Raw genomic sequence first — 17,630 nt, 5'->3', positions numbered from 1 at the left:
AACCAACATCCTTGCCGTTACTTGAAATGGTCGAACCCGCCTTCTGCGAGTTCGGCCATTTTTCCGTCCGCCCCGACCAGCGACACAGTACCGACCTCATCGGTCACGGCACCAATGACCGTTACCATGTCCCCAAGGGCCGAAATATCATCCGGTGATCCGGCAATCAGCAACTCGTAATCATCACCGCCAGCAAAAACACGTTCCCACTGGCTTTCGTCACCATCCACAACGGCCTTTGCCGCGACGGAAAGCGGCACAGCATCGCGGTTGATGACAAGTCCCACATTCGACGCAGCACATATCTTGCGGCAATCCCCGGCCAACCCGTCAGAGATATCCATCGCTGCCAAACGGATATTCGACGCCGCACAGGCAGCACTTTCATCAAGGCGCGGTTGCGGCAACCAGTATCGATCTTTCAGATAACTCGCCAAGCCTTCATCCAGATCAGGGAACTCGCCATTCAGTATGGCAAGCCCCAATGCCGCGTCCCCCAATGTTCCCGTCACGGCCAGAACATCACCGGGCATTGCCTGATCCCGTTTAAGCGCCCTTCCGGTTGGAACATAACCAAATGCTGTCAGACTGAAAAATGTCGGGCCCGGTGTGGCAACCGTATCGCCACCCCAAAGGGACACGCCAAACGATTTACAATCCTGACCAAATCCCTTGGCAAATTGCTCAACCCATTCGTCGGAAAGGTCACGATTGTAACCCGCACTCAGCACTACCCCACCCGGCTTGGCCCCCATGGCGGCCAAATCCGACAGGTTCACGCGCAGAACCTTCTTTGCGATCAGTTCGGGATCATCAATGCTTCGGAAATGGACATCGGCTACCAGCGCGTCGGTTGTCACCACAACCTCGTGCCCGGCAGGCGGAGAAAAAACAGCCGCATCATCCATCAAGGACAATGCGGCCGGATCACTTTGCGCAATGGGCGCAAAATGGCGCGCGATCAGTTCAAACTCGCCGGATCGCGCTGCCATATTAGTTTTTTCCGGATTCACCGGGGCGCAGCGTTTTCCCGATGCGATCCAGCACGGCATTAACCAGCTTCGGCTCGTTCTCATCAAAGAATGAATGGGCCGCATCGACATATTCGGTAATCACGACACGCATCGGCACGTCTTCACGTGCAATCAGTTCGTACGTGCCTGCGCGCAAGATGCTGCGCAGAACCGTCTCAAGCCGCTGCGTGGTCCAGCCCTTTTCAAGCGCACCATTGATCAATGCGTCGATATCGACCATCCGCGCGGCAACACCCTGCACCAGATCTGCAAAGAAACCGCGATCCGGATCAATCAGGTCTTCGTTCGGGACTTCGATATCACGACCACCCGTCCCATCAAGGCGGAAGTCGGAATATTCGCGCACGATATCAGCAGCAGAAAGCTGTGACAGCTCTGCCTGATAAAGCGCCTGAATAGCGGCAAAACGCGCCGCGCTGCGCCGCTGTGCGGCTGATGCCTTTGGTGTATCGGTCATTATTTGTGATGTATTCCAAAATGGTTTTGAACTTCGATCTGACGCAGAACAGCCTTGGCAGCTTCGCCGCCCTTGTTCTTGTCGTCAGCCTTGGCCCGTGCAAGTGCTTGCGCCTCGTTCTCGACAGTCAGGATGCCGTTGCCGATCGCCAGTTTGTATTCCAGGCAAAGCTGCATCAGCGCCCGGTTGGCTTCTTCGCAGATGTGATCATAGTGCGTGGTTTCACCGCGGATCACACACCCCAGCGCAAGATAGCCATCATAGCGCGGACCGGTTGCCAGTTCTTCCATCGACTGCACAGCATATCGAATGGTGATCGGCACCTCAAACGCACCCGCAACTGAAATGCGGTCCCATGTTGCGCCACCGGCTTCTAGCGTCGATGCAGCCCCTTTGACAAGGTCTTCGACGATATGCGTGTAATACGGCGCATCCACAATCAGAATGTGGGGGGCGTTACTCATGATTTTATTCCTCCGAGACGACAAGCGGACGCTGATCAACCAGATTTAGACCGAAGCCGTCAAGTCCTACAATGTGGCGTTTGGTATTTGAAAGCAGAATCATGTCGCGAATGCCAAGATCATGCAAGATTTGCGCACCAACACCGTAATCGCGCAAATCACCATCACCGTCCTCTGCGGCCAGCTCCTGTCGCAGGGCGTCGCCATCGCCACCATTCATCTCAATCAGCTTGGCGATTGATGAAGACAGCGTGTTTGGCCGCGGCTCACGGATCAGTACAACCACACCACGGCCCTCCTCGCCAATCTGGCGCATCGCGGCGGCAAGCTGGCCCTGATGTTCGGTCTGCGTGTCGCCCAGAACGTCTTCAATCACATTAAGCGCATGCACACGGGTCAAAACCGGCGCATCATCAGAAATGTCGCCTTTGACCAGCGCGATATGCTCGGCATAGGTGACGTTATTGACATAAAGATGCATGTCAAACTCGCCACCATTCACACTTTTGATCTTGGTGGTCGCCTTGCGCTGAACAACCTTTTCATGCTTGCGACGATAGCGGATCAGATCGGCAATCTGCGCGATTTTAAGATCATGCTTCTTGGCAAACTCGACCAATTCCGGCAATCGGGCCATTTCACCCGAATCACTCATGATCTCGCAAATCACCCCTGACGGGTTCAGACCCGCAAGGCGCGCAATATCCACCGATGCCTCTGTATGACCGGCACGGACAAGCACTCCACCCGGACGGGCACGCAGGGGGAAAACATGCCCTGGTGTCACGATGTCATGGCGACCGGCATTCGGATCAATCGCAACTGCAACTGTGCGCGCACGGTCTGGTGCCGAAATACCTGTGGTGACACCGGTCTTGGCTTCGATCGAGACGGTAAAGGCCGTTTCATGGCGGGTGCCGTTATGGGCGCTCATCATGGTCAGGCCAAGTTCGTCACACCGCTCTGACTCAAGTGTCAGGCAAATCAGGCCACGTCCGTGAGTCGCCATAAAATTGATGGCATCCGGTGTTGCCATTTGCGCCGGAATGACCAGATCACCCTCGTTTTCACGATCCTCGTCATCGACCAGGATAAACATCCGGCCATTACGGGCTTCTTCAATGACATCTTCAATCGGCGAAAGATAATTGTGCGGCATTGTTGATCAATCCTTGCCCAGCATACGCGCGACATAGCGTGCCAGCATGTCGATTTCGAAGTTGATCCGGTCACCCGGCTGTTTCGAACCCAACGTGGTTTCGTTTTGGGTATGGGGTATCAGATTGATACCGAACGTGTTTCCGTCAACCTCGTTGACGGTCAATGACACGCCTTCAAGTGTGACCGAACCTTTTGATGCGATATATTTTGCGAACTCTTCGGGCACTTCGAATGTCAGGCGCAAAGAGTCCCCTTCGGGAACGCGTTTTGTCAGGATCGCCACACCATCAACATGACCTGAAACGATATGCCCGCCCAGCTCGTCACCGACACGCGTGGCCTGTTCCAGATTGACCTTCGATCCGACAACAAGGTCACCCAGTGTCGTGCGCGACAGGCTCTCTGCCGATGCTTCAATGGCAAACCAGTCATCACCGGTTTCGATCACCGTCATGCAGGCGCCGTTACATGCGATAGAAGCCCCCAGAACGATCTTTGACGTATCAAAGGACGTGGTGAATTCGAACCGGGTGTCGCCAGTTTTCTCGATTGCACGAACGGTTGCGATATCGGTGATAATGCCAGTAAACATTCATTTATTCCGTTATTTTATCGTAAGTTATCGCGATATCTTGACCCAATGCTTGAGTCAAAGTGCGTTTGAAAAGCGGTGCATCAGCGAGCTTGTTCAGACCAAGTTCCGCAATCATTGCCTTTCCATCGCCGCCGATCACAGATGGCGCAACGAAATGAACGATACGATCAACACTCCCGGCTTTGATCAAACCAGCAGCAAGCTTGCCACCACTCTCGACAAGAACACGGGTCAGGCCCTCATCTGCCAGCTTACGCATGACGTCATGTAGGTCGAGATGTCCGTCCGCGCATCCCGCAGCGATCACTTTTACCGGCGTTTTTTCAAATTTTTCCGATAGTTCGGCGAAATTGTTGTCCGCCGTCACCAGCCATGTCGGCACGTCACTTGATGTCTCAACAAGCTTTGCTGTCAGCGGCACTTCACCTGCACGATCCAGAATCACGCGAACCGGCGACTGGTGCATCCGCCCGGCAAGGCGACAAGTCAAACTCGGATCGTCTGCGATAACAGTATTGGCACCAACCAAAATGGCGTCATGATTGGCGCGCAAAAGATGACCTGCCTCGCGTGCCGCGGGGCCGGTAATCCACTGACTTTCGCCAGCAGATGTCGCAGATCGCGCATCAAGAGTTGACGCCAGTTTCAGCGTAACAAACGGACGCCCGCGCTCGGCCTTGGACAAAAAGCCCTCGTTCACTTGTCGGGCTTCGTCGCCATATAACCCGACATCAACCTGCATGCCGGCAGCGCGCAACATATCATGGCCCCTGCCCGACACACGCGGATCAGGATCAGTCAGCGCACTGACAACGCGAGACACACCGGCTTCAATAAGTCCGGTCGCACAGGGCGGCGTTTTTCCAACATGACTGCAAGGTTCAAGGGTGACATAGGCGGTTGCGCCACGGGCAAGACCACCAGCCATATCGAGTGCAACACGTTCGGCATGCGGGCGGCCACCGGGCTGGGTATGCCCACGCCCGACAATCGTGCCATCAGAAGAAACCAGGACACAGCCAACGGCCGGGTTCGGCCAGACATTTCCCAAACCGCGTTTTGACAGGCTCAATGCGACCCGCATGAAATGCCGGTCGTCTTCGCTAAACGCGGGGGCTGTCATTACTCTGCGTCCGCCTCTTCTTCCCCATCATGCATTTTTTCGACAAATTGTTCGAAATCGCGGGCTTCTCGGAAATTCTTGTACACCGAAGCGTAGCGCACATAGGCCACCTGATCGAGGGCATTAAGCGCCTCCATCACCATTTCGCCAATGGTATCGGTGGAAATATCGCTTTCGCCACTGCTTTCAAGACGACGTTGAATGCCATTGAGGGCCTTTTCAACACGTTCATCTTCAATCGGGCGTTTGCGACAGGCAAGAAAGATCGACCGCGCCAATTTGTCGCGGTCGAACAATTCGCGTTGCCCGTCTGTTTTCACAACCATCAATTCACGCAACTGGACACGTTCGAATGTCGTGAAACGCGATCCACAGGCAGGACAGAACCGGCGACGACGAATGGCATGATGCTCTTCCGTCGGACGGGAGTCCTTAACCTGGGTGTCGGTATGTCCGCAAAACGGGCAACGCATATGTTTATCTAAGCCTCAAATCGATCAGGAATAGATCGGGAAACGCTTGCAGAGGTCTTCGACCTTCGCACGGACGGCTGCCTCAACTTCGGCATTGCCTTCCGGGCTATCGACCATGGCGTCCAGAACGTCACCAATCAGCTCACCGATCTGCTGGAATTCGGCAACACCGAAACCACGCGTCGTACCGGCCGGGGTGCCAAGACGAATACCCGAGGTGATGGTCGGCTTTTCGGTGTCGAACGGAATGCCGTTTTTGTTACAGGTGATACCTGCACGTTCCAGCGCGACTTCTGCCGTGTTGCCTTTCAGCCCCTTCGGACGCAGGTCAACCAGCATCAGATGCGTGTCGGTACCACCAGTCACGATGTCAAAGCCACGCTTGACCAGAACTTCGGCCAATGCCCGGGCGTTATCAATGACCTGCTGGGCATACGCCTTGAATTCCGGACGCAATACTTCGCCAAAGGCAACCGCCTTGGCCGCAATCACATGCATCAACGGACCACCCTGCAGACCCGGGAAGACAGCAGAGTTGATCTTTTTGCCGATGTCGAGATTGTTCGACAGGATCATGCCGCCGCGCGGGCCACGAAGGGTTTTGTGCGTCGTGGTGGTCACAACATCTGCATAGGGAAGCGGGCTTGGATGCGCGCCACCGGCAACGAGGCCTGCAAAGTGTGCCATATCAACCATCAGCAGCGCGCCAACCTTGTCAGCAATTTCGCGGAAACGCTTGAAATCAATCTGACGCGGAATGGCCGAACCACCAGCAATGATCAAGGCTGGTTTATGCTCAACCGCAAGGGCTTCAACCTGATCATAGTCAAGGGTCAGGTCGTCTTCGCGTACGCCATACTGAACCGCATTGAACCATTTGCCCGACTGTGCCGGACGTGCGCCATGGGTCAAGTGACCACCGGCATCAAGCGACATGCCAAGAATGGTATCGCCCGGCTTGCAAAGCGCGAGCATAACCGCACCGTTTGCCTGTGCACCGGAATGGGGCTGAACGTTGACAAACTCGCAGTCAAAGATTTCCTTGGCGCGGTCGATTGCCAGCTGTTCGGCAACGTCAACATATTCACAACCACCATAATAACGGCGCGAAGGATACCCTTCGGCATATTTGTTGGTCAGAACACTACCCTGTGCCTCGATAACCGCTTTGGAAACGATGTTTTCCGAAGCAATCATCTCGATCTGGTTTTGCTGACGAGCAAGCTCGTCGGTAACAGATTTGAACAGTGCCGGATCAGCTTCGGCCAAGCTGGTGGTGAAAAAGCCTTTGAACGACATGCGGGGGGCCTCTTTCGATGCGATGTGACGGGTAACGATCCCTGCGGGACCGCCTGCCCGTTCCGGTTGATGCAAGATGGCGATAAAATCAGACGGAGCAGGACATTTTTGCAACGCGACCTTCATGTCGACCACCTTCAAATTCGGTCGACAAGAAGGCATCAATGCAATCAAGTGCTGTGGCTTCACCAATCAGGCGCGCGCCAAGGCACAAAACATTTGCGTTGTTATGTTGACGGCAAAGTTCAGCCGAAAGACGGTCATGAACCAGTGCTGCGCGAATTTCCGGGTAACGGTTGGCTGCCATGCTCATACCGATCCCCGACCCGCAGACAAGAATACCTGCCTCGGCCTTGCCATCGATAATGGCTTTGGCAGCCGCCTGTGCAAAGTCCGGATAATCCACTGACGTCGTTCCGTCTGTACCAAGATCAAGCACTTCAATTCCGCGCTTTTTCAGGGCATCGGCGATCACTGATTTCAGATCAACACCACCGTGATCGGAGGCAATGACAAGGGTCTTGACGGTCATAGGCGTGCCTTCATCCCAAAGCAGAAGTTTAAAATTGAGCGCCTTGTAGCATATAGCGTCGGGCCTGCCAACGCGCAGGTCACCCAAATCAGCAAGTTTTCCAAACAGAACAGACGCAGTAAAACCGGCATGGTTCAGACGCTCCACATACTGAACACATATGTCGGTTTTGACGCCGTCAACAAGGCCAAAGGAGGTATCAGAATGCCGATATCGCCGTACAGAATGATCCTGCCATTTAAACAGTAGCATTGCGCAATCGGAACGGTTGTATTTCTCGACCGCTTTGAAAGCATGACGAATTAAATGATCACGACCAAGACATAGACTTTAATATAGCTTCAATATAACCTTATACAGGTATTGATCCACGATTTATCTTGTGTTTTTCTGTGGTTTGATTATATCGGAAGAATAGTGCATTAAGTTTAATCTCAATTGTGACCTGAAGGATTACTTCAATTATGGCTGAAACTGAGAATAGCGTGATTGATCGCGACGAACTTTTACAAATGACTGTCGACATTGTATCTGCATATGTCAGCAACAATGCCCTTGCCGCAGCACAGATCCCCGAACTGATTTCAACTGTGTTTGCTTCTCTTGATGAAATACACGAAGTCGAAAAAGAACCGGAACAGGAACCGTTGAAACCGGCCGTTCCGATCAAGAAATCCATTGGTGATGACTACATCATCTGCCTTGAAGACGGTAAAAAGCTGAAAATGCTCAAACGCCACCTGCGCACGACGTACAACCTCACCCCGGAAGAATACCGTGCGAAATGGGGCCTGCCGTCAGATTATCCGATGGTCGCACCGAACTACGCCAAGCAGCGCTCGCAGTTTGCCAAGAAAATTGGTCTGGGTCGCAAGGCGAAATAACATCTTTGCGCCAAAAGCCCAAACAAACAAAAACGCCGCCCCTGATCGGGCGGCGTTTTTTAATGTTTCATTGCAAATTAAAACCGGAACCGGGCAACGACTAGACGCGTCGGATGCAACTTTGTCTTATCAGTTTGCGCTCAGCGCTTGCTGAGAACGTATTCAAGCTTTTTTGCTGCGACCCGCTTTAGCTGTTCCGGGTTTCTGCTAACCGGTCCGGCCACCGTTACTTCCACACCGGTTTTCCCGTCAATTGCCGTGCAGCGCAGATAAGTTCCCACTTGGCGCAGCTCAAAGTAAATTTCGTTGGATGTATTATAACGTTTGCTCATCGGGCAACTGGTGTTCTCAAATATGGTTTTGGCTATTGTGCCGCCATTTTCAAACAACGCAACATAAACAACACCACATACAAGAAAAGCGGGCCGCACAATGAGGCCCGCCTGTATCCTGACGTCTATTTTGTCTTCACAGAGACGTTTTATTTCTCGCCATCAAGCATTTTGACAATGGCCGAGAAATCCATGCCGCCATTCCCGCCATTGGAATAAAGCGCATAAAGACTTTCGGCCAAGGCGCCCATCGGGGTAGTTGCCCCGGCCGACGCCGATGCCTGCTGAGCAAGTTTCAAATCCTTGAGCATCATATCCACCGCAAAACCCGGCTGGTAATCGCGATTGGCTGGTGATGCAGGAACCGGCCCGGGGACCGGGCAATAGCTTGTCAGCGCCCAGCACTGACCCGATGCCTTCGATGAAACCTCAAACAGTTTCTGCGCATCAAGCCCAAGACGCTTTGCCAGCATGAACGCTTCGGACACCGCAATCATGCTGACACCCAGTACCATGTTGTTGCAAATCTTGGCCGCCTGGCCTGCACCACTGTCACCGGCATGAATAATGTTGCTTCCCATGCCAGCCAGGATGGGCTCTGCACTGGCAAAATCGGCATCAGATCCCCCGACCATAAATGTCAGGGTACCTGCAGCAGCACCGGCAGTTCCGCCCGAAATCGGGGCATCGACAACGCCAAGTCCCGCAGCCTTGGCCAATTCAGATGCGTTGCGGGCCGAGTCCACATCAATTGTCGAACTGTCGATCAGGACAGTGCCCGGTTTGGCATGCGCAATCACACCGTCCGGCCCGTCATAGACGGCCAGCACATGCTTGCCCGCAGGCAGAACGGTAACAACAAACGCTACGTCACTTGCTGCCTCACCAACGGACGCGGCCTTTGTGGCGCCGGCATCAACAGCCTTCGCCACTGCATCAGCCGAAAGATCGAAAACCTTTACCGCGTGGCCTGCCTTAACCAGGTTCGCCGCCATCGGGCCGCCCATATTCCCCAGACCAATAAAACCGATACTCGCCATTTGAAGTCTCCTCTGACACCCGACCAGGGTGTTTTGTTCTGATTTATGTTTATCTGGCAGGGTCTTCCCCCGCCCAAGCCGCTCTAAAGATTAAGTTCTTTGTCCTCGGGCAGCATTTCGAAATATTCCGCCACCTCGCGCGGGTCGACCTGACCAATATCGCCATGCTGCCATTTCGGCGCATGGTCCTTGTCGATAATCACTGCCCGCACACCTTCAAAAAGATCCGGCTTGCAAACCATGCGCTGCGACAGGCGGTACTCCATCTTCAGGACCTCCGCCAACGACATGTCGCCACCCTGACGGATTTGCTCGAAACTGACACACAGGGCAGTTGGTGATTTTCCGCTCAATGCCTCAAGGGTCTCTGTGCCGAACGCGCTGGCGGCATTTTGCAGGGCTTCAAAGATTGCCACGACACTGTCACCGGCAAAGCAGTGATCAACCTCGTGGCGAACTTCTGAAAGTGGTGCCACCCCGAATGGCGTTTCATGATTTTTCAGAATATCCTCGGCAATGGCGAAGCCATCCCCGTCCCATGCGGCACTTGCAAGAGCATCCTTGATGCCATCAAGTTCCGTACTTTGCGCACCATGGGTCGCAAGCCCGGCATAAAGGCAGTCTGCCGCCTTGATCCGCGCCCCCGTAAGGCCAAGATACATCCCGATCCTGCCCGGACAACGCGGCAGGAAGTATCCACCGCCAACATCCGGGAAAAAGCCAATGCCTGTCTCTGGCATAGCAAAAAGGGTGCGCTCGGTGACGACACGGAACCGACCATGGATCGAAACCCCGACACCACCCCCCATGGTGATCCCGTCCATCAACGCGATGTAGGGCTTTGGATACGTCGCGATATAGTGGTTCAGGTGGTATTCCCGACGATAAAAGGCATCGAGCACCTCTTCGTCATCAACCTGCCGGGCATCATAAAGGCCACGAATGTCGCCCCCTGCACAGAATGCCTTTTCTCCAGCCCCCTCAATGACGACAACCTTGACCGTTTCATCCTGTTCCCAGGATTTCAGTTGCGCCATCATCATATCAACCATCACCAGATCAAGCGCGTTGAGCGCCCTGGGACGGTTCAACAGAATGCGGCCAACCGGACCATCCTGTGAAAACAGAACCGGTGCCTCAGCAGTATTTTCCGACGAGTTTGAAACAGTACTCATAACCTAATCTTTCAGGGCAGCGCGCGCGATGATCAGGCGCATGATTTCGTTGGTACCCTCAAGGATCTGATGCACGCGCAGGTCGCGCAACAAACGCTCGATGGGATATTCACGAATATAACCATAGCCGCCATGAAGCTGCAGCGCCTCGTTACAAACATTAAAGCCGGTATCGGTCGCAAACCGCTTGGCCATGGCACAGAACTGTGTGGCATCGTCGGTCTTGTGGTCAAGCTTCCATGCCCCTTTATGAAGCATCAGACGCGCCGCTTCGAGTTCGGTCACCATATCGGCGAATTTGAATTGCAACGCCTGAAACTGATCAAGGCTTTTGCCAAACTGCTTGCGCACCTTCATGTGGTCGCGTGCGTGTTCCATCGCCGCACGTGCACCTCCGATTGAGCAAGCCGCAATATTCAACCGCCCGCCATCAAGGCCCTTCATGGCGAATTTGAAACCTTCGCCCTCTTCGCCCAAACGGTTTTCGACCGGCACCTTACAGTTACTAAAGATAACGGCGGCGGTTGGCTGACTGTTCCAACCCATTTTTTCTTCAAGCTTGCCAAAAGAGAGTCCCTCGGCATCCTTGGGCACGATGAAAGTAGAAATGCCTTTCGGGCTGTCATCGCCGGTGCGCGCCATAACAACATAGATATCGCTGCGTGATCCGCCGGAAATAAACGCCTTCTCGCCATTAAGGATGTAATGGTCACCATCTCGTTCAGCACGGGTGCGGAGCGACCCCGCATCCGACCCGGCCCCCGGTTCGGTCAGGCAGTAACTGGCGAAATGTTCCATGGTGACCAGTTTCGGCAGATATTTCGCGCGTTGCGCGTCATTGCCAAATGTGTCGATCATCCAGCAGGCCATATTATGGATCGAAATATAGGCCGCTGTTGATGGGCAGGCCGCAGCAAGTTCTTCGAAAATGACCGCCGCATCAAGCCGGCCAAGGCCCGTTCCGCCATGTTCCTCGCCGGTATAGATCGCGGCAAAACCAAGTTCGGCTGCCTTGCGCAGGGTTTCTTCGGGGAAGATGTGATTTGCATCCCAGTCGCCAGCATATGGCGCCATTTCGTTCTGCGCGAAATCACGCGCAGCCTCGGCAAATGCCTGCTGATCTTCAGACAGGTTGAATTCCATTGGATCGCCGCCTCTTTTGCTTTTGTATTTTCCCTTTACGTAAACGTGAAATCGGCTGCTTGTCAATTCATTCGGTATAATCGTACCGAATTATCATAATTGCGCATGGCAACACCTTCATGCGCATGGATGTGATCCATTTTGCCAAATGTTCCTTGCGAATACCGGGTTGCAGGGCATACCCTCCTCGCCTCAGGATCAACGATAATTCAGGGAAACAATCATCATGTCTTCGACCAAGCCGGAAACCATTGTCCTTCACGCCGGTTATCGGGCGGAACCGACAACCGGTTCTGTCGCCGTGCCGCTGTATCAAACGACCAGCTATCAGTTCCGCGATACCCAGCATGCCGCAGATCTTTTTGCGCTTAAGGAACTGGGCAACATCTATACCCGCCTGATGAACCCGACCAATGATGTGCTTGAACAGCGCGTCGCGGCCCTTGATGGCGGTGCTGCGGCTGTCGCGCTGGCATCAGGTCAGGCGGCATCAACCTTTGCGGTTCTCAACATCGCGCAGGCTGGCGACAACATTGTCAGTTCCACCGACCTTTATGGCGGCACCTGGAACCTGTTTGCCAATACCTTCAAACAGATGGGCATCGAAGTTCGTTTTGCCGATCCATCCGATCCGGAAAACTTCCGTCGCCTTGCCGATGACAAGACGCGTGCTTTTTATGCCGAAACCCTTCCCAACCCGAAACTGCAGGTCTTCCCGATCCGTGAAGTTGCCGATATCGGCGATGATCTTGGCATTCCGTTGATTGTTGATAACACCGCGGCCCCCGTGATCTGCAAACCGATCGAACATGGCGCAAGCATTGTTATGTATTCGACCACCAAATTCATTGCCGGTCACGGCACATCAGTCGGCGGGATCGTTGTTGATTCGGGCAAATTCGACTGGGAAAAACACGCAAAACGCTTCCCGCTTCTGAACGAACCAGACCCCAGCTATCACGGTGCGGTCTGGACCGAGGCCGTCAAACCGATTGGCCCGGTGGCATACGCAATCAAACTGCGCTGCACGCTTCTGCGTGATGTTGGTGCTGCGGCATCGCCATTCAATTCCTTCCAGACCATCCAGGGCATGGAAACCTTGCCGCTGCGTATGGAACGCCATTGTGAAAACGCGATCAAGGTTGCCGATTTCCTTGAAGCGCACCCGAAAGTTACCAAGGTCATTCATCCGAGCAAACAGGACGGCGAAGCCCGCCGTCGCGCGGACAAATACCTTAAAGGCGGTCTTGGCTCTCTGATGGGCTTTGAACTGGCAGGCGGCAAAGATGCCGGCGAGAAATTCATCAACTCGCTGGAACTGCTTTATCACGTCGCCAATATCGGTGATACCCGCTCGCTTGCCATTCATCCGGCCACGACGACTCACAGCCAGCTTTCCGAGGAAGACCGCCTGTCATCAGGCGTGACCGATGGCTATGTCCGCCTGTCGATCGGCATCGAACATATCGACGATATTCTGGCTGATTTGACCCAGGCGCTTGATAAAGCCTGATCAAGCCGCACATAACCTTACCTCTAAGAACCGGTCAGACCTTCGTCTGGCCGGTTTTTTGTTGACGGTTTTGCACGGTCGGGATAACCAATATCGGCAATACAGGCATAACATGCAAAACAGGCAACCCGATGTCGAGCGTTTCAAGCCGTCAGGACGAAATCCAGAAACTGCTGCGCAGCCAGGGCACCGTTCATATACATGACCTAGCCGCCCTCTTTCATGCATCCCTTGATACGATCCGGCGTGATCTGCGCCAGATGGAAGAAAACGGGTATTTGCGCCGCATTCATGGTGGTGCTGTTCTGCCCAACATGGCATCTGAAAGCTATGCTGAGCGCGCACAGGAACTGCAACCCGAACGAACCGCGATTGCGCAAAAGGCCGCACGCGAGCTGATCCCCGACGATTGTGTGGCATTTTTTGACAGCGGCACCACCATCTGCGAAGTCGCGCGCAATCTGAAACCTTCCTTTCGCGGCACCGTGATCACGGTCAACCCAATGATCGCGGTCGAACTTGCCAACCACCCGAATGCCGAAGTCATCATGCTGGGCGGGACGTTGCGAAAACAGGACATGGTGGTTTGCGGCCCGACAACCATTGATGAGTTGCGGAAATTCAACGCCGATATCGCCCTGCTGGGTACCTGCGCCCTTCACCCCGAAGCCGGTCTTTCCACCAGCAGCACCGAAGAACGCGCAACCAAGGCCGCAATGATCGCCCAATCGGCAGAAGTCATTGCCGTCACCACCGCCGATAAACTTGAAACCAGCCTGCCGTATCGGGTCTGCGACATTGACGCGATTTCCCATCTGGTCACCGGCCGGAAACTTTCTAACGGCTATCTCGCCAATTACACCCGGCGCGGTCTGAACGTTATGCAGGCCTGATACTTTTTCGTCGATTTGTGGAGAAACACGTAAATGCAAGCCTACGCCACCGCCCATAACCGGGTGCGCGCCATCTTCTTCTTGCATGGCGCAGCATTTTCAAGCTGGGTGCCCCACATCCCGCTGGTGCAGGAACGCTTGGACCTTGGGCATGATGAGCTTGGCGGTATCTTGCTGGCCGCTGCCATCGGCGTGCTTGCGGTAATGCCAATCGCCGGACGCTTGGCAGACCGTTTTGGCAGCGAGCGTGTGGTCCGCTATTCGGGGTTGTTTTATTTCATCGCGGTTGGTCTGCCCGCCTTCATGCCCGATCATCTCAGCATTTCAATTGCGATGTTTGCGTTGGGCTTTTCCGGCGCCTTCCTTGATGTCGCCATGAACGCCAACGGCCTGCAGGTCGAACGGGTCAAAGGCCGCAGCATCATGTCGGGGTTGCACGGTTTCTGGAGTCTGGGTGGCTTTGTCGGCGCAGGCGTCGCCGCGGCCTGGTTTGCCCTGCCCCTTGATAATGCTTTCCATCTGCCTGTTGTGCTTGCGCTTTTCCTTGTCGCGCATATCGTCGCCCAAGCAGGACTTCTTTCTGATCACGCCGCATCGGAACATCTGTCTGATGCGAATGATGCCACGGGTGCCTCGACTGCAAAGACCAAGGATCGCAATCTGTTCCTGATGCTGTTGCCATTCGGGGTTTGTGCATTCATCGGTCAATTCGGTGAAGGTGTGCTGACCGACTGGGCCACAGTGTTTATGAATTCCGAGCTTTCATCAGGCCCGACATTGGCCGCCGTCGGCTTTGCAGTTTATTCCTTTGCCATGGCCGCAACCCGATTGTCCGGTGATGCGTTGGTGACCCGATTTGGTCGCGTACCGGTATTGCTGACGAGTTCGGTTCTGGCCTCTCTTGGTACGCTCGTACTGACCTTGTCGCCGCACATCGTCATTGCCTGGATCGGCTGCGGCATTGCCGGGATGGGGCTTGCAGTGATCTTGCCGCTGTTGCTGTCTGCTGCATCCCAGACAACTGGCAAGGGTGGCGGTGCAGTTGTCTCAATCATCGCTGCCACCGGTTATTCCGCCATCATGGCCGGGCCGCCAATAATCGGTGCCATTGGCGAAGCCGTGGGGCTGGTAACCGCCTTTGCCATAACGGCGATATTCCTTGCCATGATCATCCCGGTATACCTGCTAACCATGCGCAGTCGTTTGCAAATTGCGGCGAATGGTTGATCAAAGGCGCAATCTGCCCCATAAATTGCCAAGCCTCACAATACAGAGAACAGATCATGGTCAATAAATTCGCCTATGGCACCTTCCCCAGCACCCGCCAGCGCCGCAACCGCATGACCGATTGGTCGCGTCGCATGGTCGCGGAAACCCGATTGACCTCACATGATCTGATTCTGCCGGTCTTTGTCATCGACGGCAAAAACGAACGTACGCCGATCCCGTCAATGCCCGGTGTTGAACGCCAGTCCATCGATATTCTGGTCGAAACGGCCAAACATGCCCAAAAGCTTGGCATTCCGGCATTGGCCCTTTTCCCCTATATCGATGCCAGCCTGAAAACCAAGGACGCACGCGAAGCCTATAACCCAGACAACGTCGTTTGCCGTGCAGTCAAGGCGATCAAGGATGCGTGCCCCAATCTTGGTGTGATCACGGATGTCGCCCTTGATCCCTTCAATGCCGACGGACAGGACGGCATCGTTGTCGATGGCCAGATCCTCAATGACGAAACGACCGAGGCCCTTGTGCGCCAGGCGCTTGTTCAGGCCCAGGCAGGCTGTGACGTGGTCGGGCCATCCGACATGATGGACGGCCGTATTGGCGCGATCCGTAAGGTTCTTGAGGAAACCAACCTCAAGAATGTTCAGATCATGTCCTATTCGGCAAAATACGCATCGGCTTTTTATGGCCCGTTCCGCGATGCCATTGGTTCGGCCAGCGCACTTGGCAAGGCTGACAAGAAAACCTACCAGCTTGACCCGGCCAACAGTGATGAGGCCATGCGCGAAGTCGCCTATGACCTTGATGAAGGTGCTGACTCGGTCATCGTGAAACCGGGCCTGCCCTATCTTGATGTGCTCTATCGCGTCAAACAGGAATTCGGCGTGCCGGTCTTTGCCTATCAGGTATCGGGCGAATACGCGATGATGCGTGCAGCCGGTCAGAATGGCTGGCTTGATTATATCGGCTGCGCAATTGAAACCCTGTCCTGTTTCAAACGTGCTGGCGCATCCGGTGTTCTGACCTACAGCGCGATCGAAGTCGCCGAGGCACTGGAAGGCTAAGCCGACCGGCTCCCCCAAAAACACCAAAGGGCCTCAATCGAGGCCCTTTTTTGTTGGCAGATACCGCATCATGCGATGTCATGCAGACTTTGCAGCAACCCTATCCGTATCCTCTTCAATGCCGTGACCAATCGCACGCGCACAAAAATGCGGGCGCAAACCGGATCGGGCAAACGCGCCTTCTATATCCTGCCCGTCAAGGAACCCTCCGCGATGCACCAGCAGGGTTTTAATGCCGGATGCCAAGCCACCAAGAACATCGGTATGCACCGTATCACCAACCATCAGCACGCGACTGCGCTCAATACCGGGATGGCGCTTCAAAACTTCCTCGAACACATGATGGTAAGGCTTGCCCACACATTGCGGCATCACCCCCGATGCATCGGCGGCAAGATGCGCAAAATAGCCGGATTCAACAGACAGGAAATCCCCCATCGGCGCACAGATATCCGGGTTACCGACAAGGATCGGACGCGGATTATCTTTCAGGCTCTGCTCTAAAAGGTTTTGCTGCGTATCGGTCCAGCTATCGGAATCAATCAGAAGGAACCCACCCACTGCGTCATATAGTGCGCGATCACTGCCAAGCGGATCTACCCGACCAGGCAGGATATCAAACGGCCAGTCGGTTGGCGCCATTGCCCCCCAATGGGTAATGTCCGGGTATTCGCCCATCAGGGGTGCGACAAACTGCTGGCTGCTGATCAGGCTGTTATTGTCAAAATCAAAGCCACGCTTGCGGTGACGCGCCAGAATGGCCTCGCCAGAGCTTGAGGCATCATTGGTCACAACGGCAATCTTCTTGCCCATGTCCTGGAGGGCAGCGACGGTCTTGACCGCGCCAGGAATGGCGCTTTGTCCGCTGTTGAGCACGCCAAAGGCATCAAAAACGATCAGATCAAACTGATCGGCAATTGCCAGAAGGTTATCGACATAATCGGTTGCCACCGGAACGACATCTGCCTGAACCTGTGGCAGACGCGGTGCATAGCGCAAATAGGCATCCATGGCCTGCGCAAAATCCAACTGCAACCGATTGGCACTCATAGTCGTTTCTCCCACACGAACAGCACGTCATCTAAATTCCGGCGTATTCAAACCGATTAGCGCCGGAATTACACCTAAAATTATTCGCAACACTGCAAACACAGGTATTCAACCAGAAAACACCACACCAAGCCATACCCATGCGCTGAACGCATACCGAAAAACATGCAA

The 17,630-nt window shown here is 54.4% G+C and carries 19 protein-coding genes; 5 read left to right on the top strand and 14 right to left on the bottom strand.

What is annotated here, in order from left to right:
• Positions 1 to 17 precede the first annotated feature (17 nt).
• The 9 genes from thiL to rpiB form a co-directional block, all read right to left on the bottom strand.
• On the bottom strand, positions 18 to 992 hold the full coding sequence (gene thiL, locus HED22_RS01375; protein WP_167718110.1) for a thiamine-phosphate kinase: 975 nt from the start codon (positions 990 to 992) through the stop codon (positions 18 to 20).
• 1 nt (position 993) lies between these two features.
• Entirely contained in the window at positions 994 to 1,491 is a 498-nt protein-coding gene (nusB, locus tag HED22_RS01370) for a transcription antitermination factor NusB (protein ID WP_167718107.1), read from the bottom strand.
• Positions 1,491 to 1,955, bottom strand: coding sequence for a 6,7-dimethyl-8-ribityllumazine synthase (gene ribH, locus HED22_RS01365; protein WP_167718105.1), 465 nt, complete (start codon positions 1,953 to 1,955; stop codon positions 1,491 to 1,493). Before ribH ends, nusB begins: the two co-directional genes overlap by 1 nt.
• Before the next feature lie 4 nt (positions 1,956 to 1,959).
• Positions 1,960 to 3,114: a 3,4-dihydroxy-2-butanone-4-phosphate synthase gene (gene ribB / locus HED22_RS01360; RefSeq protein WP_167718103.1), complete on the bottom strand. Its 1,155-nt coding sequence runs from the start codon at positions 3,112 to 3,114 to the stop codon at positions 1,960 to 1,962.
• A 6-nt stretch (positions 3,115 to 3,120) separates the two neighbouring features.
• Complete coding sequence (locus HED22_RS01355; protein ID WP_167718101.1) at positions 3,121 to 3,708, bottom strand: riboflavin synthase; 588 nt, start codon at positions 3,706 to 3,708, stop codon at positions 3,121 to 3,123.
• 4 nt (positions 3,709 to 3,712) lie between these two features.
• Complete coding sequence (gene ribD / locus HED22_RS01350) at positions 3,713 to 4,834, bottom strand: bifunctional diaminohydroxyphosphoribosylaminopyrimidine deaminase/5-amino-6-(5-phosphoribosylamino)uracil reductase RibD (protein ID WP_167718099.1); 1,122 nt, start codon at positions 4,832 to 4,834, stop codon at positions 3,713 to 3,715.
• Positions 4,834 to 5,307, bottom strand: coding sequence for a transcriptional regulator NrdR (gene nrdR / locus HED22_RS01345; protein ID WP_008891109.1), 474 nt, complete (start codon positions 5,305 to 5,307; stop codon positions 4,834 to 4,836). The genes ribD and nrdR overlap by 1 nt, the downstream gene beginning before the upstream one ends.
• Positions 5,308 to 5,331: 24 nt before the next feature.
• On the bottom strand, positions 5,332 to 6,606 hold the full coding sequence (gene glyA, locus HED22_RS01340; RefSeq protein WP_167718097.1) for a serine hydroxymethyltransferase: 1,275 nt from the start codon (positions 6,604 to 6,606) through the stop codon (positions 5,332 to 5,334).
• 88 nt (positions 6,607 to 6,694) lie between these two features.
• Complete coding sequence (gene rpiB, locus HED22_RS01335) at positions 6,695 to 7,138, bottom strand: ribose 5-phosphate isomerase B (RefSeq protein WP_167718094.1); 444 nt, start codon at positions 7,136 to 7,138, stop codon at positions 6,695 to 6,697.
• A 464-nt stretch (positions 7,139 to 7,602) separates the two neighbouring features.
• Between rpiB and HED22_RS01330 the strand changes: the two genes are divergently transcribed.
• Positions 7,603 to 8,022, top strand: coding sequence for a MucR family transcriptional regulator (locus HED22_RS01330; RefSeq protein ID WP_167718092.1), 420 nt, complete (start codon positions 7,603 to 7,605; stop codon positions 8,020 to 8,022).
• Positions 8,023 to 8,162: 140 nt separating this feature from the next.
• Here HED22_RS01330 and HED22_RS01325 read toward each other — a convergent pair whose 3' ends face one another.
• From HED22_RS01325 to HED22_RS01310, 4 genes are all read right to left on the bottom strand, one after another.
• Positions 8,163 to 8,354: a hypothetical protein gene (locus tag HED22_RS01325; RefSeq protein WP_167718090.1), complete on the bottom strand. Its 192-nt coding sequence runs from the start codon at positions 8,352 to 8,354 to the stop codon at positions 8,163 to 8,165.
• A gap of 149 nt (positions 8,355 to 8,503) precedes the next feature.
• The gene (mmsB, locus tag HED22_RS01320) at positions 8,504 to 9,394 is read right to left on the bottom strand and encodes a 3-hydroxyisobutyrate dehydrogenase (protein WP_167718088.1); all 891 of its coding nucleotides are present in this window, start codon (positions 9,392 to 9,394) and stop codon (positions 8,504 to 8,506) included.
• Between the two features lie 83 nt (positions 9,395 to 9,477).
• Complete coding sequence (locus tag HED22_RS01315) at positions 9,478 to 10,569, bottom strand: enoyl-CoA hydratase/isomerase family protein (RefSeq protein WP_167718086.1); 1,092 nt, start codon at positions 10,567 to 10,569, stop codon at positions 9,478 to 9,480.
• Positions 10,570 to 10,572: 3 nt separating this feature from the next.
• Positions 10,573 to 11,712: an isobutyryl-CoA dehydrogenase gene (locus tag HED22_RS01310; protein WP_167718083.1), complete on the bottom strand. Its 1,140-nt coding sequence runs from the start codon at positions 11,710 to 11,712 to the stop codon at positions 10,573 to 10,575.
• Between the two features lie 220 nt (positions 11,713 to 11,932).
• On the opposite strand from HED22_RS01310, the gene HED22_RS01305 reads away from it, so the two are divergent.
• The 4 genes from HED22_RS01305 to hemB all read left to right on the top strand — a co-directional run bounded on the left by HED22_RS01305 (position 11,933) and on the right by hemB (position 16,409).
• Positions 11,933 to 13,225, top strand: a complete 1,293-nt coding sequence (locus HED22_RS01305) for a PLP-dependent transferase (protein WP_167718989.1) — start codon at positions 11,933 to 11,935, stop codon at positions 13,223 to 13,225.
• A gap of 131 nt (positions 13,226 to 13,356) precedes the next feature.
• Positions 13,357 to 14,118, top strand: a complete 762-nt coding sequence (locus HED22_RS01300; protein WP_167718081.1) for a DeoR/GlpR family DNA-binding transcription regulator — start codon at positions 13,357 to 13,359, stop codon at positions 14,116 to 14,118.
• A gap of 33 nt (positions 14,119 to 14,151) precedes the next feature.
• Entirely contained in the window at positions 14,152 to 15,345 is a 1,194-nt protein-coding gene (locus HED22_RS01295) for an MFS transporter (protein ID WP_167718079.1), read from the top strand.
• Between the two features lie 56 nt (positions 15,346 to 15,401).
• On the top strand, positions 15,402 to 16,409 hold the full coding sequence (hemB, locus tag HED22_RS01290; protein ID WP_167718077.1) for a porphobilinogen synthase: 1,008 nt from the start codon (positions 15,402 to 15,404) through the stop codon (positions 16,407 to 16,409).
• 78 nt (positions 16,410 to 16,487) lie between these two features.
• Here the strand turns inward: hemB and HED22_RS01285 are convergent, their stop codons facing one another.
• On the bottom strand, positions 16,488 to 17,459 hold the full coding sequence (locus HED22_RS01285; RefSeq protein ID WP_167718075.1) for an HAD-IIA family hydrolase: 972 nt from the start codon (positions 17,457 to 17,459) through the stop codon (positions 16,488 to 16,490).
• Positions 17,460 to 17,630: the final 171 nt, after the last annotated feature.

This window comes from Thalassospira sp. HF15, assembly GCF_011806525.1.
Classification (GTDB): Bacteria; Pseudomonadota; Alphaproteobacteria; order Rhodospirillales; family Thalassospiraceae; genus Thalassospira.
The sequence above is the reverse complement of the archived record's forward strand: the minus strand, read 5'-3'. Positions and strand labels throughout refer to the sequence as shown.